Origin of the sequence: Flavobacterium sp. UW10123, from assembly GCF_040538975.1 — a bacterium.
Taxonomy (GTDB): domain Bacteria; phylum Bacteroidota; class Bacteroidia; order Flavobacteriales; family Flavobacteriaceae; genus Flavobacterium.
On sequence record NZ_JBEWQE010000001.1, the window covers coordinates 135141 to 154847 of the forward strand.

Here is a 19707-nt window from a genome sequence, read left to right on the forward strand (position 1 = left end):
TCTAAAATGTCTTTTTTCTTGCTTCTTACTCCTATCAAGTCTTGCTCTTATAAAGTCTTGCTTCTTGTCTCTTTCCTCTAAAAACCTCTCACCATCTAGCTCTGCGGAAGCATTCCAGCCGTATGAAGCAATTCGTAATGTTTTAAAACCGCATCCAATCGAGTAGAAATTTTGTTGTATTTCGCCTGAAGCAAAGCATTATCAGCGTCAACCATTTCGGTAATTAAAACCAATTGATTTAAGTATTTCAGCTTTACAATGCGGTAATTTTCGTCAGCCAAATCCAATGCTTTATCCACAACAACAAACTTTTCAAGAATTTCCTGATACTGCGTATGTTCTTTATACAACTTGTCTTGAATTTCCTCTTTTACAATTTCATTCTGCATTTCCTGCCATTTGATTTTGGTATTCGCCTGCTCCATTTTGGTTTTATTTTTATATAAAGACGAAAGGTCAAAAGTCGCTTCAATCCCAACTTGCCCTAAAGTGTACAGATACGGATTGGGCGGAAAGAATTTATAGTTTGGATAATAAAAACCATAATTCCCAAAGAAATGAACACTTGGCAAATAGTTTCCTTTTACCAGTTTCAGCTCCGTTTTGCTGATATTTAATTCTTGACTTGCAATACGCATTTCTTCGTTTTGCAAAGCTTTATTCATATAAAAATCATACGGATCCAAACCGTTCATTTCATCCAAACTCGACGTTGTATCAATCGCAATTTCTTCGTTTTCTGGAATCTGGATCAGCGTTTTCAGATCGTGAAGTGCGATTTTAATGTTTTTGGAGTTAGTTAACGCATTCAATTCGCGATCTGAAAGCTGTAATTCGGCACGAATAACTTCGTTTTTCGTAACCGTTCCATGTTTTTGAAGCGATTGCACTTCTTTCAATCGGCTTTTTTCTTCTTTGATGTTTTCTTCGAATATTTTCTGAAGTTCCATCATTTTATAAATCGCCAGATAATTAGCAACGACTTCAAGCTCGATATCATTTTCGGCCTTTTCTGTTTTTATTTTAGCTATTTCGCTTTCCTGATTGGCAATTTTGATGGCATTATTAATCTTATTTCCAGCATAAATTGGCATTTTAAAAGTCGAATTGACCTCATAAATTTCAGGAATTGCCGGTGTAACTTCTTTGTCTTTTAAAAACCCGCTTCCTTTAAATTCGGTAATATTCGTAATTCGAGAATACATACCGCTTAGCTGTACATCTGGTAGTCGGAGTTCTTTTCTTTCTTTGATATTCTGCTCTGAGAGCGTGACCTCCAATTGAGATCTAAGGATTTTTTTGTTGTTTTCTTTAGCCAGTTTCAAAGCTTCTTGTAATGAAACCGAATGAACTTCCTGCGCTTGTAAACCATTGAATACTAATATCATTAAGATTAACAGCAGGAATCTGGGAAAACAGTCGTCTGTAGAATTTGTTGTTTTAAGGAACATGAATACATTAATATTTGATGCTGCAAAGTTCCTTCATTTTTCTCGTGACTGATAATTCTAAAAAGCCAAGAACATATTCATTTCAGACAAATGTTAAAATCATGTTTTCCGAAAACGTTATATTAAAACACTGAAAAACAATTTATTACAAAACAGATTTGGATTGTGATATTTCACGCAGATTTTAATAGATTTTAGCAGATGCGCGCAGATTTTCCTTTTTACTCTCGCAGATTTGTCAGATTGTGCAGATTATAAAGCATTTAAAAAACTGTGAAATCTGTGAGATTTTTTTTATGCGGAATAAAAAAGAATCTGCAAAATCAGCTAAAATCTATTAAAATCTGCGTGAAATAAAAACTATTTACTTTCCAAAATCTCTTCTCCGTTTAAGTAATCGGAAGGTCTTTGCCCTAAAATCTTGAAGAAAGTATTACTGAAAGTCGGAGCACTATTGTAACCAACTTCTTCGGCTACCTCTTTTACCGAAAGTTTTCTTTCTAATAAAAGTTCGATTGCCTTTAAAATTCTTCTAATAGTATAATATTGAATAAAAGACATATTGAGATCTTTTTGAAACAAGCGGTACAAAGAGCGTTCGCTAAAACCAAATTCATGAGCGACATCAGCAAACAGAATCGTTTCTCCTAGGTTATTCTCAATATAACGAAGAATCTTTCCAAGTCGTTTGTCTTTTGGTTGTGGTAATTCTAAAGGTAAATTATTGGTGCAAATTTGCGGAAGAATCGCTTTTATAGCTTTAGCAATGGCAAAGTTCGGAGTTCCTTTTTTAAGATCGCCATTCCATCGATTCGTAAAAAGCATCATTTGCAACAGTAAGTTATTAACGGGATAAATTCCTTCTACTTTATAAAAGTCATCTTCTTCTTTTTCAACAGGAAAATACAGATTTCGCATCATAACACTTTCCGATTTCGGCTCGATGCTATGCTCCACTCCACTCGGAATCCAGATAAAATGTCTTGCAGGTAAAAAATAAGTTTTGGTTTCTGTAGTCACAAAAACAACATCGCCTTCCGCATATAAGAGCTGTGCTTTCTGGTGTCTGTGTGGCGGAATAAACAATTCACCCATCAAATCGTGGTGGCAGTAAATGCTCTTTTTATCAGCATCTACTTTTTTGATATAGTATTTATCGAGTTTCTGACCGGAGTGTTCCATTGGTGTTTAATATAGCACTTTTAGTGATATTAAAGATAAGAAGAAAATTGGATTGTGAAATTTAACCGCAAAGCCCGCAAGGAAAGCGCAATCCCGATAGCTATCGGGAGCAAAACTTTTTATACTTAAAATTTTTAGCCACAGATTAAAAGGATTAGAAGGATTTTTTAAAATCTGTGTTAATCTGTATAATCTGTGGCTAAATTAAACTTTGCGAACTTTACGTAAATCTTAGCTCCCGATAGCTATCGGGATTGCGGTTAAATAACAAAAACAAAAAAGCCTTTCCGTTAAGAAAGGCTTTTAACAACTTAGGCGGTCTGGACGGGACTCGAACCCGCGACCCCATGCGTGACAGGCATGTATTCTAACCAACTGAACTACCAAACCCTGCGTTATTGCGAGTGCAAAAATACAACAGATTTTCGTTTCTGCAAGCGTTTTTTCAAATAAAATTTGGACAATTTTTTAATTAGTTAAAATCCAATATTTTAAAAATTTAAGTTTTAATTAAAAAGTAGGAACTTTCTTTTACTTAACCGCTAAAAGCACTATCCCGATAACTATCGGGAACGCAAAGTCCACAAATTTTAAAACTTTGACAAAGGCTTTTTCATATAGAAATATTCAACCTGATTTAAACATAGCCCGTGGTTTCAACCACGGGAGACGTATTTATTTACATTGTGTTCCCACGGTTGAAACCACGGGCTATACTTTAATATATAAACGGAAAATCTTTGTTGAGTTACTTGCGAAGATTTCTCGTTCCTCGAAATGACAAACTGTTCGTTGAAATCAGAATTGAGAAAAAAAAATCGCAAAGCTTAAAATTGATTAAGCTTTGCGACTTTGCATTCTTTAAAAAATATCTTTGTGAACTTTGCGTAAATCTTTGCGCTCTTTGCGGTAAAATTTTCATCTTATTTAAGCAAAACCAAAAGTGTCTTAAATCAAAAAAGCCATCCACAAAAGTGGAAAGCTTTTCATTGGTCTAACTACTAAACCAGCTACGAGTTACAAAGTCGTAGCAAAACAACACAACTAATCTTAGATACCGTATTTGGGCAAAAAAGCCTTTCTGTTAAGAAAGGCTTCCCCAATATTGCGGTCTGGACGGGACTCGAACCCGCGACCCCATGCGTGACAGGCATGTATTCTAACCAGCTGAACTACCAAACCTCTGCGTTATTGCGGTTGCAAAGATATAACAGAATTTCATTTCTGCAAGCGTTTTTATAAAAAAAATGAAATTATTTTTTAAAATATTATCCAAAGTTTTGTTTTTCAACCAAATATGTAGTCAATATTTTTTCAAAATTATCACCAACATTTACCGGAACGTACTTAATTTGGTTCTTTGCGCAGGTTAAAGCCAAGTTTCTAAAATAAGCTTCTACCCTTTTTTCGTATTCCTCTTTTACATTATCAGCAAAAATAGAAACCTCATCTCCAGATTCTAAATCAATGAATTTTCTTGGCGAATTATCAAAATCAAACTTCAATTCGGTTTCATTATCAACTACATGAAATAAAACCACTTTATGTTTATTGTGTTTTAAATGCTGCAATGCGTTGAATAATTTCTCGTCATCTTCTGTCTGAAACATATCTGTAAACAAAATAATCATCGAACGGCGATGCATTTTCTCCGCAATCTGATGTAAATACGTAATTGTATCGGTTGTTTTTTTGACTTTTGGCTGAACCAATAATTCTTCCAGTTTGTTCAAAAGCATTCTGTGATGACGATCGCTTCCTTTTTCTGGGGCGTAATATTCGTATTTATCTGAGAAAACGCTCAAACCAACGGCATCACGCTGTTTCTTTAAAATATTCATTAAAACAGCAGAAGCCAAAACGGCAAAACCAATCTTCTTTTCGTAAAAAGGCTGATTCGATTTTAATTCAGGATAATGCATTGATGACGAATTGTCGACAATCAAATGACAGCGTAAATTGGTTTCTTCCTCAAAACGTTTCGTGTACAAACGGTCGGTTTTGGCAAACAATTTCCAGTCGATATGTTTGGTGCTTTCGCCTGCGTTATAGACTTTATGTTCGGCAAATTCGGCGGAAAATCCATGAAACGGACTCTTGTGCATTCCCGATATAAAACCTTCCACAACCTGATTCGCCAGCATTTCAAGGTGCTGAAAACTGGAGACTTTTTCTATTTCCGATTCAATTTTCATTCGGTTTCTTTTTTAATATTTTGTGCTTTATAAAGCAAATCTGTCGCCATGAATAATTTGCGTTTCAAGATCGGACTAAAATTAGGGTTTTCTTTTAAGAATCTTTGCACTTCATCAAAAGCAAATTTAGACGAATATCTTCCAACTGTATTGTCCAACCAATCTTTCGGGAAGAAAATATCTCCCGTGCGCTGAATTTCTTCTACCAAATCTAATGAAAATCTAATATATTTCTGCGCGCTTTCTTGACGAAGCGGATGATGAATATTACTCAAACCAACCGAAACCCAAGATTCTTTTTCACGATTTGCATCGTCTTTTAAAGATTCCATAAACGCATTTCGAACCGATTCATCTTTTGATAAAGAAGGCAATAAAAACTCAAAACGCTTTTGTTTATCAGGATTTGTAAAGGATGTTCTGGTTTTCTCCAAAATCTCATCGGCTTTTGGATGTTTAAAAATCGCCAGATTCATCGCCATGTTGGTATAATCATCTTCATTTAATTTCAAATTCGGAATCGAGATTTCTCTGTTCCAGACTTTATACAAACTGCCTTTTGCTGAATTGGAATACGCAATCGAAATAAATAATCCGAATAACGTCTTTTTTATATTTGCAGATAAATTCGCCTGCAAACGTTCATTCAAAATACCATCAAGCTGTTTCTGAACTTTATTTTGCTGTTTTTCAGTAAAAAATCTCCAATAAATGGTATTCAGACTATTCGAAGCAATTCGCAGAACCAATTCATTTTGCTCTGTTTGAATTCCCTTTAAAAAACAATCAAAAGCTTTTTCTGGCGAAACATTTCCAATCAAAGTATTTTCATAAAGATTACTGTAACTGGAAGCTCTCGCCATTTCATCTTTTAAATCAGCTATATAATTTAAATTATTCCCGTCAAGCGGAAAAACTCCGTATCCAAAACCATTATAATTGTAAACAACAGCAAGTGGTTTCTCAAGTCCTTCCGCTTCTTTTACAACGGTATTTTTGTCATTAATATTAACTGACAAAACCTTTACCTCTTTGGCATAAACTAAACCAATCTGAAAAACCTGAGGCCAGATATTCTCTGATTTATCCTCGGCTTGTTGTTGAATTTCAAAACTTTTAATTCGGTTTTTAGAATCATATTTTATTTGAACTGTAAAAATGGCTCTTCCGGATTTGTTTACCCAGACATCGCTCCATTTTTTCATGTCAAGCGGAGTTTCGGCATCAAGAAGTTCTACGAGATTATTCCAGTCGGCATTGTCATTAGCATATTTCTGAATGTATTTTTGAATTCCTTTCTGGAAAGCTTCTTTTCCCATTGAAGCTTCTAACTGGCGCATCATGATGGGCGCTTTGTTGTAAATAATAGCTCCGTACAACGAACCCGCATTCTTTAAATTCGCCAAATGCTGTTTGATCGGATGTGTTCCTAAAGATCTATCTTCCGCATAAGCGCTAGGATAATGCGCGGTAAAAAATTGCAGATTATGATTGACTTTTGGGAAAATCGGATTCATGATTTTATCGGCCATGAAGTTGGCAAAAACCTCTTTCATCCAAACGTCATCAAACCATTTCATGGTAACCAAATCCCCAAACCACATGTGCGAGGTTTCGTGAGCTATCAATTTAGCACGGTTTAATTTCTCGGTATCGGTTGCGCTGTTGTCCAAAAATAAAGTTGATTCTCTGTATTGAATTGCGCCAACATGTTCCATTCCGCCATACTGAAAAACAGGAATTGAAGCAAAATCCAGCTTTTGAAACGGAAATTTGTAATTGGTATATTTTTCCAAAAAATCTAAAGACTGCTGATGTAAATTGAAAATAGTATCTGCGCTTACGCGAAATTTCTCTGGACTATTTTCACGATACAGCATCGTCATTTCTAAACCTGGTTTTTGCGTCGTGCTTTTGAATTTTCCAGCAACGAAAGAAAACAAATACGTACTCATTTTGTCTGATTCACCAAAAGTGTAAGCTGTAAAATCTCCTTTCTCGAGTTTTTCCACCACATCGGCTCCAGCTAAAACCGACCAGTCTTTTGGTACAGAAAGTCTTAGTTTATAGGTCGCTTTCAAATCTGGCTGATCAAAGCAGGGAAATAAAGTACTTGCACGATCCGGAACTAATAAAGTATAAAGAAAATCATCATTTCGGTTTAAGGATAAATTACCCGCAATAAAGGAAATTGAAACACTATTTTTTCCTGAAACCAAAGTCGAAACCGGAATTACAATATGTCCGTTTTCATGAGTAATCGAAAGCTTTTTTCCGTTTACTTCAATTGTTTTTATGTTTGAAGTTTTCTCTTTAAAATCTAAAATTAAAGGCTGACTTAAATCGGACAAACTCAAATTTACTATCAAATTAGAATTTATATTTTCTGCTTTCTGATTCGGAATTTCAAAAGACAAAGTGTATTGAAGATCTGAAATCTGTTTTTTACGAAAATGTGCCAGCTGTTCTGAAACACCGTTTTCAAATAATTCACTTGCTTTTGACTGAGAAAAACTATTGAAAATCAATATAAAGAAACAAAGAAGGCTGTAGAAAATTTTCATTTTTAGGGAATATAAGATTTGATAAAATTAGCAAAAGCATTGATTTTTTGCAAACAATTATCGCAACAACATTGCATTTAAGAATAAGATTTTTATATTTGCAACACTATTGCATTAATTCTGATTTAAAATATCAGAAGTAATCATTAACGAATGAAAAAGAAACTTAAATTTATAAATCTCTTCATGCCTTTGATTGTATTGTTCGCAATACTTTTTCCGGCTGTCCATTCGTATGAGCACATTTTGGATACTCATAATTCAAAAGAGAAGTTAGAATTTTCTGTTTCAGAAAAGCCTCAATTCAAGGCAAAATTGCATTCGTTTCATAAATGTTCGATTTGTGATTTTAAGTTTAGCGCTGTTGGCACATTTGAATTTCATGCTTTTCAGTTTTTCAAGAATAATCCTGTTGTAAAACAACTTATTTTTTACAGCAAACCGCATTTTACATTTTTTAAGGGTGCTCTTTTCTCACTTCGAGCCCCACCTTTTACACTTTAGATTTTTTTGTGCACCCGATTTATTTTTGCAATTCGGCTATTTAGCTGTTTTTAATGATTTATATCTTAAAAACTTTCAATAGCTATTTTATTCATTTTAAGCAGTTAATATATCATGTTGATAATTTCTGTCTGCTTTTTCAGCACAATAAAACTTCAACATTTTATCTATCAACGCATTTATAACTAAATCCTAATTCGGGTTTTAGTTATGGCTGTACCTTTTTGAGCATTTGTTTGTTCTCGCAAAGTCGCGAAAACGCAAAGCTTAGAACAATTTTTTTGCGTCTTCGCGACTTTGCGAGAGCTAAATAAAAGAAAACCTTAAAGAAAAAATCTTAACCTAATGTCTTTAGCCATAAAAGCTTAAAAGCATTTACAAACTCTTTTATAACCTAAACACCCTTTATAAAATGATCAGAATCAAATCAGAAAAAATGAAAACAACAAAACTCATTCTGGCTTCGCTTTTTGCGGCAATTGCTTTTACAGGCTGCAGTAACGACGATTCAGAACAAGAACAAGCAATTCCAACTATTGACAAAATCGAGCTGGGTCTTAAAAACAGCGAAACAGCAACTATTGGTGCAGATTTCCATTTTAATGCAGAAGTAACAGCTGCTGACAAAATCGAAAATGTGCAAGTAAAAATTGTTCAAAGAAGTGCAGAAACTTACTCTAAAGTCTGGTCGCACGAAATTACTTGGACACAATATGTGGGCGCAAAAAACGCGACGGTCCACAAACATTTTGATATTCCAGAAGATGCTGCAGAAGGCAAATATGACTTTATCATTATCGTAAACGATCAAAACGGAACTAAGCTAGAAGTGAAGAAAAACTTAACCATTATAAATCAAAAAATATGAAAAAATTAAAGTTCCTTTTTGGCGTTTTGACACTTGCCTTTATAACATCATGTTCAAGCGATAAAGCCGAAATTGACAGCGAATATCCCGTAATTGACATCACTGGAACAAATGCTTTTCCAATTCAATGCAGCACGATCGAACGCGGAAAAACCTTCACTTTCAAAGCCACTTTTAATGATAATGTCGCTTTGGGTTCTTACAGCTTAGACATTCACCACAATTTCGACCATCATACGCATAGTACAGAAGTTAACACTTGTGAAACCGAAGCTGTAAAAAGCCCTGTAAAACCAATGCTTTTTATTAACAATTACACGATTCCAAACGGCGTAAAAAGTTACGAAGCAACGGCTCAAATCTCCATTCCTGCCGATGTTGATCCTGGCGATTATCATTTTATGATCCGCTTGACAGATAAAGAAGGCTGGCAGACGCTGAAAGGTTTAAGTATTAAAATTTTATAAGATCAGATTAATGAAGAATGCCCTATCCATGTATTGGAAATATTGTTTTTTACCTATCAGTTTATTGGTTTCAGCCGAAGCTTTTTCTCAAAATCAACCTTCAGAAAAGAAACCAGAAATCAAAGAACTTAACGAAGTTTTAGTTAACGGAAATTCTATTGAAAAACGCAAAAAAGAAGAATCGCTGAATGTTGAAACGGTAAACAATAGTTTCATCCAGCGTAATCTTGGCGGAAGTTTAATGCAGTCTTTGCAGAAATTGCCAGGCGTTAAAACTATTTCGATTGGTTCTGGAGGTTCGAAACCGCTTATTCGAGGTTTGAGTTTCAATCAGGTTATTGTGGTCGAAAACGGCTTGAAACACGAAGGCCAGCAATGGGGCGCCGATCACGGACTGGAAATCGATCAATATGCGGTCAATCGGGTAGAAATTATAAAAGGCCCTTCTTCATTTATCTACGGATCTGATGCTGTCGGTGGTGCGATAAATATTAAACCGCTTCCTCTTCCGTCGCAAAACACTTTTGGCGGAAGCGTCGATCTTACCGGAAAAAGCAACAATGCACAATTTGGAAGTTCTATTAATTTATTTGGAAGAAATAAAAACTGGTTCTTTGATTCCCGTATGACCACAATGGATTACGGCGATTATCGCGTTCCAACCGATGTGGTTCATGTGTACAGTTATGCTGTTCCGCTATACAAAAATCATTTGCGAAATACCGCGGGAAAAGAACTTGATTTTCATTTGAGTTCAGGCTATTCGGGAGATAATTTAAAATCAGTTTTTTATTTCAGTAATGTGCATACCAAAAGCGGATTTTTCGCGAATGCGCATGGACTCGAACCTAGAAATGTCGATCTAGAATTACACGACAAATCGAGCCGTGATATTTTGATGCCGTATCAGCAAGTCAATCATTTAAAGGTAAGTAATACAACTTCTTTTCAGTTGGGAAATCATGCTTTTGAGATGCAGATTGGTTTTCAGAATAACTTTAGAAGAGAATATAGCCATTACGTAAATCACGGTTATATGCCACCAATTTATCCTGAAAATATGTACGCTCCGCAAGATTTGGAACGTCAATATGATAAAGATGTTTGGTCGTTTTCTGCTAAAGATGAATTCCGATTTAATCGCCATCAGATTACTGTCGGAACCAATATTATCGGACAAGAAAATGCCATTGGCGGATGGAGTTTTTTAATTCCTGCTTTCACTCAATTTAACGCGGGTTTATTTGCTTACGATAAAATTGAACTGAATGAAAAATGGTTTCTGCACGGTGCTATTCGTTACGATTACGGAAAAATTAAAATGAAATCGTATTACGATTGGTTTCAAAGTCCCGTTTCTGAAAACAATCAGACGGAATTGGAATATTTGCAACGTTCTCAAGATTTAACAAAAACTTTTGACAGCTTTATATGGTCTGTTGGAGCAAATTATAATCCTGGAAAACTCTCGCTGAAAGCCAATTTGGGATCAAGTTTTAGAATGCCAATTGCCAAAGAACTGGCTTCAAACGGAGTAAATTATCATTATTTCAGATTCGAAAAAGGGAATCCGAATTTGGATGCCGAACGTTCGTATCAACTCGATTTGGGAATCGAATGGAATCAGCAAAACTGGTCTTTTCAGCTGACTCCGTTTGTTAACTATTTTCCAAATTTCATTTATCTGAATCCAACCTCAGTACATGATATTTATTATGGCGCAGGAAATCAGGTTTTTGAATATGAACAAAGCAAAGTCTTTCGTTACGGCGCAGAATTGCAGACGAGATACTATTTCCTAAAATCTTTAAGCGCAGAAATTGGCGCCGAATATCTTTATTCGGAACAAAAATCAGGAAGCAAAAAAGGCTATACTCTTCCGTTTTCGCCACCGCCTTCTATTTTGTTTGGATTGAATTACGAACCGCAAATCAGCTTTTTAAAAGAGCCTTATTTTTCTGTTGATTATCGTTTTACGGCACAGCAAAACAATATCGTTCCGCCTGAGAAAAAAACGGCAGAAAGTCATGTTTTTAATGTGGCTTTTGGCTCAAAAGTAAAAACAGGAAAACAGGATATCAGCATCAATATTCAGATCCAGAATTTATTTAATACGAGATATTTAAATCACACCAGCTTTTACCGACTTATCGAACTTCCAGAAGCGGGACGAAACATTATTGTTTCTATGAAAATTCCGTTTTCGTTTTCGCAATAAGCAGACTATTCAAAATTCAATTATTTACAAATTTTAAATCCTTTATTACAATGAAAAACAAGTTTTACAAACTACTATTTTTATTTGCAGTTTCGCTTTTTGCGGTTTCGTGCAGCAACGACGATGACAATCACGACGATCATGATCATGATCACGACACTTCACAAGAACACACTTTTGTTCGAGTTTTACTTTCTGACGAAAAAACAACTGAGTTAACACTTTTTGATCCGCATGAAGATAAAATCAGTTCTTTTACTGCAAAATTTGCGAAATCGTCTTTGTACACAACAGAATCTGGACGTTATGCAGGAATTGTTCACAGAGACAATAATTTCGTAGAAACTTTTGACAGCGGATTAGAATTACACGGTGATCACATTGATGTTGATGATCTTCCGAAATTTGGAGCTTTAGCCACAAGCGCATTAAAACCAACGCATTTTAAAAGTAAAATTGGTGAAATCCTGACTTTTAATGATGGTGACGGAACGCTTTCTGTTGGTAAAGAAGCTGATGTAAACAAAGCTGGTGCAACTTTCAAAACAATAAATGCAGGTTTATTGGCACATCACGGTGCAATGGCAACTTTTACAAACGGAACTTATGCCATTACGGTAAAAGACAATTCGGTAACTGGAACGCTTCCTGAAAAAGTAAAAATCATTGATAACACAGGAAAAACACTTTTTGATGCAAAAATTCAAACAAAAGGAATTCACGGAAATGCTTCAGATGGCGTTTATGCAGTTTTTGGTTCGTCAAGCGGAATTTTGGTTGTAGAAAGCAACGGAAACCAAAAACTAATCGATCATCCAGCAGATTTTGGAACAGCTTGGTTTGGAAGTATTTTAGAAACGGCTTCGGCAGGAAAATTTATTGGGTATACTGCTGTAAAAGGCGCTTATTTAATTGATGTTGTAGCTAATACTGTAAAACCAATTATTGCGAACACAACCATTATGCAATGCAAAACAAGCTATGATCGTAAAAAATTGGCTGTTTTATTGCATTCTGGAGAATTTAAACTTTATGATATCAGCAGTTTGCAAGCTGTAAAAGAAACTAAAGCGACTGCAGAAACAGCTACAGATGCAACATTAAAACCTCAAATGGCAGTTACAGATCGTTTTGCTTACATTACTTCGCCAACAACTGGAGAATTAGTGCGAGTTAACCTTTCTACATTGGCAATCAAAAAGACTAAGGTTTCAAGTACGCCTTATATGATTACGGTTTTGGGTTATGAAAACAGCGAAACACACAGTCACTAATTAATTTTCGAACAAAGGTTTTCTGCCACCAATTCACGAATTAAATTTGTGAAATTATCAGAACGGCTATATACGTTTTTGGAAGTAATTAAATTAGCGCGAATTCGTGAATTCGTGGCAGAAAAATAAAATAAAAAAGGTTTGACTCTCGTCAAACCTCTTTTATATAATATCGTAATCTGAGATTACAATAAAGCGTCTAAACTATCTGCGTAGGCTTGTTTCGGAGCTACTCCTACTTGTTTTCCTACTACTTCACCATTTTGAAACACCAAAACGGTTGGTATGTTACGCACACCATATTTTGCAGCAAATTCTTGGTTAGCATCTACATCTACTTTACCAACAACTACTTTACCAGCGTACTCTTCGCTTAATTGGTCAATGATTGGACCAACCATTCTACAAGGACCACACCATGCTGCCCAAAAATCTACCATTACTGGTTTATCTGATTTTAAAACTACTTCATCAAAAGTAGCATCTGTTATTGCTAATGCCATAATATATTAAGATTAAAATTAGGTTCGAAATATTAACTTTCAAACTACAGTACAAATTTAAAAATTTAAAATAAATCAAACACCATTACTAAATTAGTTTTCATTATAAATGTATTGTCAATAATTATAAACTGTATAATGCTAAATTTACAATTTATTTACCTGAAAATCAAACCAATAAACTTTTTAGCATTTTTTTAGTATCTTTAGTTATCCAAAAATACGATTAACATGAAAGAAACTTTATCCAAAACAAAATCCTTTCTGCAATCTGATTCTTTTAAAAAATATGCCAAACGCTTTGGATATTTTATTTTGGGCCTAATCGCGATTCTTCTGCTTGCCTGCGGAGGTTTGTCAATATATTTTAACCGAAATAAAGCTGAAATTATTGCCAAAGTCAATACCAAAATCAACGAGAATATAAACGGCAAATTTCATGTTGGCGATTTTCATTATAAGTTTCTAACGGGTTTCCCAAACTTTACATTGGCGCTGAATGATGTCGAAATAAAAGACAATCAATGGCAAAGCCACAAACATACTTTGTTGAGAGCAAAAGAAATCGAAGCACGTTTGAACATTTTGAGTTTATTGAAACATGAAATCAACATTCATAAAATCTTAATTAACGACGCTGATATTTATATCTACAAAGCCGAAAACGGTTATTCTAATGCCAATATTTTTAAACCCAAAAAGAAGAAACTGCAAACCGATAAAGAAAAACCCGAAACTACGATTGACGAAGTAAACCTCAACAAAGTTCATGTGATTATTGACAATCATTTGGGGCATAAATTGTTTGATTTTGATGTGGCGAGTTTAGATTCAAAAGTAAATTATGAAGATGACAGCTGGCAGACCAATTTGTTTTTGAAAACCAAAATTAATAGTCTCGCCTTTAATACCGTTCACGGAAGTTTTGCCAAGGAGAAAGTTCTAGAAGGCAATTTTGATATTTCGTATGCCCAAACCAATCAGAGAATAGATATTAAAACCAAAGGACTTAAAATTGGTTCTGACGTTTTTGATATTGTCGCTTTCTTTAATATCGGAAAAAACAATTCGCTTTTCGGAATCAATATCGGAACGGATATTTTATGGCGAAATGCTTCCAATTTATTATCGGCAAACATTAGCTCAAAACTTAACCAATTTGATATAAAAAAACCGATTAAGGTAAACTGCGATATCAAAGGTGATTTGAATGTTGAAGGCGACCCAAAAATTGTGGTGCAAGCAGATATTCGCGATAATGAAGTGAGCATTCCTGATGGTTTGTTTACCAATTGCAGTTTTAAAGGAATTTTTACTAACACTTTTAAACCCGAAAAGGAATCCAGCGATCCAAACTCCGCCATTATTCTCACCCATTTTAAAGCCGAATACGAAAGCATTCCGCTAAAAATTGCGCAAGCCGTAATTAATAATCTCGAAAAACCGATTGCTACTGGAGTTGTAAATGCTGATTTTGACATTTCGAAACTCAACGGAATGACGAACGAAAAAATTCTTCATTTTGAAAGCGGTCATGCCAAAGCCAATTTGAAATTTCAGTTTGATATTGTCGATTTGTACATCAATAAACCCAAATTTACAGGCGATGTTGACATTACTGATGCCACATTCGATTATCTTCCGAAAAAGATTCATGCCGAAAAAACGGCTGTTCAATTGTCTTTTACGCAAGAAGCGCTTTATATTAAAAAAATAGCCTACAAACACAAAAAGAACATTATCCGCATTGACGGAAAAATCGATAATTTCTTGAATCTCTATTACGACGCACCAGAAAAAATGGTTGTAAACTGGAATATTTACTGCCCAAATATTGATGTAAAACAGTTTATAGGCGTTTTAGAAAGTTCTCCGAAACAAAAAGTCGCAGTGAAAAAACCAGTTAAACAGAATGTCAATTTTACAAATCAATTGAGATCTGTAATAGAAAAATGTACAGCTGTAATTAATCTTAAAGCCGATAAAATCACCTATGGCGCGCTTACTGCAACCAATACTCAGGCTACACTGCAAATGCTAAATTCTAAGATTCTGCTTAAAAACGGAACATTAAATACTTCTGGCGGAAGCATAAACTTTAGCGGCTCTGTTGAGCCAAGTGGAAATCGTTATGTTTTTACTTCAAACGCACAGGTAAACCGAGTTGATATTGCGAGTTTTTTAAGGTCATTCAATAATTTCGGAATCAAATCTTTCAGTCCGAAAAACATTCGCGGGCGATTAACTAGCAATGCCAATGTTGCTGGTTTAATGAGCAGCACGGGCGATTTGATCATGAATTCGATGAAAGGAAAACTAGATTTTAATGTCAACCAAGGCGCATTACTCAATTTTGAACCGATTATGAAAGTTGGGAAATTTGCTTTTCCGTTTCGTGATGTAGAGAATATTACTTTTAGCGATTTGTCGGGTTCGCTCAATCTGCGTGGTGAGCAAATCGATGTCAATAAACTTACCATAAGTTCCAGCGTCTTAAACTTTGATGTTGTCGGAATTTACTCTTTCGGCCGAGGCACCAATCTCGCGCTTACCATTCCGCTAAGAAATTCTAAAAACGACGCCAAACTCGCCACCAAAGAAGAACGAAAAGCCGTTCGCGAACGCGGTATTGTCCTGCATTTGATTGCTTATGATAATGAAGGGAAAATGAAGGTTAAGTGGGGGAAGAAGGATAAGGGGTAGAAAAAATCTCTTGTTTTTTTGTCATTCCGAGGAACGAGGAATCTTCATTAATTATTCTTTACAATAAATCTCAAATCTCATGGTTAATATCCAGTTGAAAACTAAATATTTTTGAGGCCAATTGTACGCAGGTCAATTGTACGCACAAAACTATTTTTATACACTATGAATATCAAAGAAAAATTCGGATTCAAGGTCAAAGAACTTCGAGAAAAAAACGGATACTCAATCGAGTATTTAGCCAATATTTCCAACGTTGATAGAAATTATATCTCAGATATTGAAAAAGGTCAACGAAATGTTTCCATAGAAATAATAGAAAAAATAATAACAGCTCTTAATACTGATTTTGGGGCTTTTTTTAACGATAACAATTTTAAGAAATGAAGAAAAAGATATATGCAGAAACCAAAGAAGTTATCAACGAAGAAGTAAACGAACCACAGTTTAATATCTTTTACGAAAAAGAAAACTGGGTTGATAAAAAATTTAGCAATCCCAATGCAACTATTCGCTTAGCAACAATGTTTAGTGGAATAGGATCTATAGAACATGCCTTAGAAAGATTAGATTTAAAAAGTGAAATCGTATTTGCTTGTGATAATGATAAACATGTTAAACAAAGTTATTTTGCTAATTATGAAATTTCAGAAAAAAGCTGGTATGAAGACGTAAAACAAATTGATGGATCAAAATATGAAGGAGGCATAGATTTATTGGTTGGGGGGAGTCCTTGTCAATCATTTTCTATGGTAGGCAAAAGAAGAGGATTTGAAGATACAAGAGGGACATTATTTTATGAATTTGCTAGAGTTGTAAAAGAAAGTCAACCTAAGGTTTTTATATTCGAAAATGTAAAAGGGTTGGTAAATCATGATAAAGGGAACACTTTTAAAGTTATAAAAGAAACTTTTAAAGAATTAGGATATAAAATCAACTATCAACTACTAAATTCAAAAGATTATGGAATTCCACAACATAGAGAAAGAATTTTTGTTGTTGGTTTTAGAGACACTGAAACTCAATTTCAATTTCCTGAAGAAATTCCATTAGAGTATAAAATGCAAGATTTTCTTGAAGATTATATTGACAGTAAATATTATTTAAAAGAAAAAGGAGTGAAATTTGTTACAAGCACAAAAAACAGAAATAAAAGATACACTCAAATAAATGGCGAAATTGCTTTATGCCAAAAAGCAAACCAACAATTTAACTGGCATGGAGATTTTGTTTTTGAAGAAGCAGAAAGCAGTTTCAATGATTTCATTTTTAATGTAAATGACGTTGAAGAAAAATATTATTTATCCGAAAAAACGAAAGCCTATGTACTAGCTACAGGCACTAAATCATTTAAAACAACAGTTGGAACTGATTTAGAAATTGCAAGACCTATTTTACAATCTATGCATAAAATGCATCGTTCAGGCGTAGATAATTATGTAACTCACAATAAAGGAAAAATAAGAAAACTAACTCCTCGTGAATGTCTTCGTTTGATGGGTTTTAAAGAAGATTTCAAGCAAGTTGTTAGTGATACTCAAATGTATCGACAAGCAGGCAACAGTATTGTTGTGAATGTTTTTATTGCTTTAATGAAACAAATGGATATAACTAAATTTGGTGTTTAGTTATGGCAATTCAATATATATTAGCCGATTATTTACCTATTCCAAATGAAGTTGTTTTAAGAAAAAAAGAAGATGACAGACGTGAAATAGCTAAAAAGAAAAATGCAAATGATATCATATATTTAGGAACCAAAAAAAAATTTACAGAAAATGTTTCTAATTTAATAAGCAATGAAATTATAGATTCTTTATATGATAAATTTGAAGAAAACAAACAAAATGGAGCTTCTATGCAAAAAGGATCTGGTATCCTAGTCAAACATTGCATTGATTTGAAGGAATTAGAAAAACAAATCAAGAATATAGACAAATATTTAACTGAATTTAAAACTTTATACCGAAATCCAAACTTCAATAAATTAATTATACAAAAAAAGATTAACAAGCTTTTGATTTCTTCTAAAAATCTAGAATTTTATTCAGATTTAGTTTTTATTTCAGACAAATCACCTAAACCATATTTCAAATGGTTTAGAGATGTTGATGAGCAATCAAATAGTTCTTATGAATTTGTTAGACAATTTTTAATTCCCAAGATATTATCATGGAATTTTAAAATTGATTCTTTTGACAACGAAATATTGTCTGTCACATGGAAAATCAATTTCAGTAAACTTATTGAATTAAATAAAAACACCGAACTTAGAAAAAAATACAACGAAACTAAAGCTTTTGTAATAGAGAATATTTTATCTAAATCTTCAGAACTTTCAGATAGTGAATTAGAAACAATTAAAAATGCCGTTATTAAAATAAGACTTAGACAATCTAAATTCAGAAAAGATCTTTTATCCTCATCCAAAAACAAATGCATTTTTACTGACATAAACGAGCCAAGATTATTAATTGCAGGACATATTAAACCTTGGAGTAAGTCAATAAACAAAGAACGTCTCGATGTTAACAATGGAATTCTTTTAACCCCAACATTCGATAAGCTTTTTGACAAATTTTTAATTTCTTTTGATGAAAATGGAAAAGTAATGTTGTCAGAAAAAATCGAAAAGAATGTCTGGGTGAGTTTATTTCCATCACTTGAAAACATTACAAACACGAAAATTACAATTGACGAGTATAATAAAGAATATCTAGAATATCATAGAAACATATTTAAACAAAATGTAGATGGCGACAATTAACATTAATGAAAATCTATTTGAAATTGTCGATACAATTGAGAAAATGACAATTGCAGATTCATTTGTAGCTCGATCAAATAAAATTGGTGGTGGAAATGGCGAAGCAAAGTTTTATGTCGGTAACGAAAATGCAGAAACAAGATCATTCTTTGGAGAAAATGGATTTCGCATAAATTGTTTTTTATTGAAAAAAGATCTAAAAGAATTTTTACTTAATTCTGAAGGAGAATATAAAAACCCTGAACAACCTTATCAAAAAAAAGAAAACTTACCTGCTCTATGGCAAGAAAGAATGAAAATTATAGAACAACTTGACGAGGTATTACATTTTACTTTAATAGAACAGACCCAAATTGCTGGCCCAAGAATATACGTTAAAGCTCCCGACAACGATCCTATTTATAAATTAATTCGTGAAATTGCTTTGCCAAATATAAGTTATCTTTCAGCAATTAAACTAATTGACCCAAATGGAAATTTCGTTTTTTATTTCAAACCTTTTGTAGATTATTTTGGCGAATATGAAAATCCTTTTGTAATTGAAGAAGAAATTAAAATTCTTGAAGAAGAAGAACTGCCAACAGAAGTTAAAACTCAATTATTAAGAGCAAGAAAAGGTCAAGGAAAGTACAGACAAGCTCTTTTGGAAGAATGCCCTTTTTGCCCAATAACTTTAATATCCGATGATCGTTTATTAATTGCAAGTCATATTAAACCTTGGGTAAAATCAGATGATGATGAAAAAATTGATCCAAAAAATGGTTTTATGCTAACTCCAACTTACGATTTACTTTTTGATCGTGGCTTTATTTCATTTAGCAACGATAAAAAAATTATAATATCTCCCTGGCTTTCAAAGATGACTTGTTCAAAATTAAGCATCTCACCAGAAAAACAATATCCAATGCTTCCAACCGCAGGAAGAGAAAATTATTTAGAATATCATAGAAATAACATTTTTAAGGGATAACAATAAGTCAAAAAGCAAAAAAGCCACTTTCCCAAGTGGCT

The 19707-nt window shown here is 33.8% G+C and carries 14 protein-coding genes and 2 tRNA genes; 9 read left to right on the forward strand and 7 right to left on the reverse strand.

Going from position 1 to position 19707, the window contains the following annotated elements:
• Positions 1–95: 95 nt before the first annotated feature.
• The 6 genes from ABXT06_RS00590 to ABXT06_RS00615 form a co-directional block, all read right to left on the reverse strand.
• Positions 96–1388 (reverse strand): TolC family protein, encoded by a 1293-nt coding sequence (locus tag ABXT06_RS00590; RefSeq protein WP_354589013.1) that lies wholly within the window; start codon positions 1386–1388, stop codon positions 96–98.
• Between the two features lie 423 nt (positions 1389–1811).
• Entirely contained in the window at positions 1812–2633 is an 822-nt protein-coding gene (locus ABXT06_RS00595) for an AraC family transcriptional regulator (RefSeq protein WP_354589014.1), read from the reverse strand.
• A gap of 316 nt (positions 2634–2949) precedes the next feature.
• Positions 2950–3023: transfer RNA gene (locus ABXT06_RS00600), tRNA-Asp, on the reverse strand.
• Between the two features lie 718 nt (positions 3024–3741).
• A tRNA-Asp gene (locus tag ABXT06_RS00605) sits at positions 3742–3815 on the reverse strand.
• Positions 3816–3901: 86 nt separating this feature from the next.
• Positions 3902–4828: a DUF58 domain-containing protein gene (locus ABXT06_RS00610; protein WP_354589015.1), complete on the reverse strand. Its 927-nt coding sequence runs from the start codon at positions 4826–4828 to the stop codon at positions 3902–3904.
• The gene (locus ABXT06_RS00615) at positions 4825–7392 is read right to left on the reverse strand and encodes a M1 family aminopeptidase (protein WP_354589016.1); all 2568 of its coding nucleotides are present in this window, start codon (positions 7390–7392) and stop codon (positions 4825–4827) included. The genes ABXT06_RS00610 and ABXT06_RS00615 overlap by 4 nt, the downstream gene beginning before the upstream one ends.
• Before the next feature lie 940 nt (positions 7393–8332).
• Between ABXT06_RS00615 and ABXT06_RS00620 the strand changes: the two genes are divergently transcribed.
• Genes ABXT06_RS00620 through ABXT06_RS00635 form a run of 4 tightly spaced genes read left to right on the forward strand, consistent with a single transcriptional unit; the run spans position 8333 to position 12723 of the window.
• A complete protein-coding gene (locus ABXT06_RS00620) occupies positions 8333–8764 on the forward strand; it encodes a DUF4625 domain-containing protein (protein ID WP_354589017.1) in 432 nt (143 codons plus the stop codon).
• A complete protein-coding gene (locus ABXT06_RS00625; RefSeq protein ID WP_354589018.1) occupies positions 8761–9231 on the forward strand; it encodes a DUF4625 domain-containing protein in 471 nt (156 codons plus the stop codon). Before ABXT06_RS00620 ends, ABXT06_RS00625 begins: the two co-directional genes overlap by 4 nt.
• Before the next feature lie 10 nt (positions 9232–9241).
• Complete coding sequence (locus ABXT06_RS00630; RefSeq protein WP_354589019.1) at positions 9242–11449, forward strand: TonB-dependent receptor; 2208 nt, start codon at positions 9242–9244, stop codon at positions 11447–11449.
• A 50-nt stretch (positions 11450–11499) separates the two neighbouring features.
• Positions 11500–12723 (forward strand): hypothetical protein, encoded by a 1224-nt coding sequence (locus tag ABXT06_RS00635; RefSeq protein ID WP_354589020.1) that lies wholly within the window; start codon positions 11500–11502, stop codon positions 12721–12723.
• Positions 12724–12908: 185 nt separating this feature from the next.
• On the opposite strand, the gene trxA is transcribed toward ABXT06_RS00635, so the two are convergent.
• Positions 12909–13226, reverse strand: coding sequence for a thioredoxin (gene trxA / locus ABXT06_RS00640; RefSeq protein WP_008466289.1), 318 nt, complete (start codon positions 13224–13226; stop codon positions 12909–12911).
• Between the two features lie 231 nt (positions 13227–13457).
• Here trxA and ABXT06_RS00645 point away from each other — a divergent pair, with 231 nt between their 5' ends.
• The 5 genes from ABXT06_RS00645 (at position 13458) to ABXT06_RS00665 (ending at position 19666) form a co-directional block, all read left to right on the forward strand.
• Positions 13458–15929 (forward strand): AsmA family protein, encoded by a 2472-nt coding sequence (locus ABXT06_RS00645; RefSeq protein WP_354589021.1) that lies wholly within the window; start codon positions 13458–13460, stop codon positions 15927–15929.
• A gap of 165 nt (positions 15930–16094) precedes the next feature.
• The gene (locus ABXT06_RS00650; RefSeq protein ID WP_286968200.1) at positions 16095–16316 is read left to right on the forward strand and encodes a helix-turn-helix domain-containing protein; all 222 of its coding nucleotides are present in this window, start codon (positions 16095–16097) and stop codon (positions 16314–16316) included.
• Positions 16313–17557: a DNA cytosine methyltransferase gene (locus ABXT06_RS00655; protein WP_354589022.1), complete on the forward strand. Its 1245-nt coding sequence runs from the start codon at positions 16313–16315 to the stop codon at positions 17555–17557. Before ABXT06_RS00650 ends, ABXT06_RS00655 begins: the two co-directional genes overlap by 4 nt.
• A gap of 2 nt (positions 17558–17559) precedes the next feature.
• A complete protein-coding gene (locus ABXT06_RS00660) occupies positions 17560–18696 on the forward strand; it encodes an HNH endonuclease (RefSeq protein ID WP_354589023.1) in 1137 nt (378 codons plus the stop codon).
• On the forward strand, positions 18683–19666 hold the full coding sequence (locus ABXT06_RS00665) for an HNH endonuclease (RefSeq protein ID WP_354589024.1): 984 nt from the start codon (positions 18683–18685) through the stop codon (positions 19664–19666). The genes ABXT06_RS00660 and ABXT06_RS00665 overlap by 14 nt, the downstream gene beginning before the upstream one ends.
• Positions 19667–19707 lie beyond the last annotated feature (41 nt).

Excerpts from the sequence above, each read along its gene's own strand:
- ABXT06_RS00590 (WP_354589013.1), bottom strand. The coding sequence starts at position 1,388 with ATGATATTAGTATTCAATGGTTTACAAGCGCAGGAAGTTCATTCGGTT.
- ABXT06_RS00595 (WP_354589014.1), bottom strand. The coding sequence starts at position 2,633 with ATGGAACACTCCGGTCAGAAACTCGATAAATACTATATCAAAAAAGTA.
- ABXT06_RS00610 (WP_354589015.1), bottom strand. The coding sequence starts at position 4,828 with ATGAAAATTGAATCGGAAATAGAAAAAGTCTCCAGTTTTCAGCACCTT.
- ABXT06_RS00615 (WP_354589016.1), bottom strand. The coding sequence starts at position 7,392 with ATGAAAATTTTCTACAGCCTTCTTTGTTTCTTTATATTGATTTTCAAT.
- ABXT06_RS00620 (WP_354589017.1), top strand. The coding sequence starts at position 8,333 with ATGAAAACAACAAAACTCATTCTGGCTTCGCTTTTTGCGGCAATTGCT.
- ABXT06_RS00625 (WP_354589018.1), top strand. The coding sequence starts at position 8,761 with ATGAAAAAATTAAAGTTCCTTTTTGGCGTTTTGACACTTGCCTTTATA.
- ABXT06_RS00630 (WP_354589019.1), top strand. The coding sequence starts at position 9,242 with ATGAAGAATGCCCTATCCATGTATTGGAAATATTGTTTTTTACCTATC.
- ABXT06_RS00635 (WP_354589020.1), top strand. The coding sequence starts at position 11,500 with ATGAAAAACAAGTTTTACAAACTACTATTTTTATTTGCAGTTTCGCTT.
- trxA (WP_008466289.1), bottom strand. The coding sequence starts at position 13,226 with ATGGCATTAGCAATAACAGATGCTACTTTTGATGAAGTAGTTTTAAAA.
- ABXT06_RS00645 (WP_354589021.1), top strand. The coding sequence starts at position 13,458 with ATGAAAGAAACTTTATCCAAAACAAAATCCTTTCTGCAATCTGATTCT.
- ABXT06_RS00650 (WP_286968200.1), top strand. The coding sequence starts at position 16,095 with ATGAATATCAAAGAAAAATTCGGATTCAAGGTCAAAGAACTTCGAGAA.
- ABXT06_RS00655 (WP_354589022.1), top strand. The coding sequence starts at position 16,313 with ATGAAGAAAAAGATATATGCAGAAACCAAAGAAGTTATCAACGAAGAA.
- ABXT06_RS00660 (WP_354589023.1), top strand. The coding sequence starts at position 17,560 with ATGGCAATTCAATATATATTAGCCGATTATTTACCTATTCCAAATGAA.
- ABXT06_RS00665 (WP_354589024.1), top strand. The coding sequence starts at position 18,683 with ATGGCGACAATTAACATTAATGAAAATCTATTTGAAATTGTCGATACA.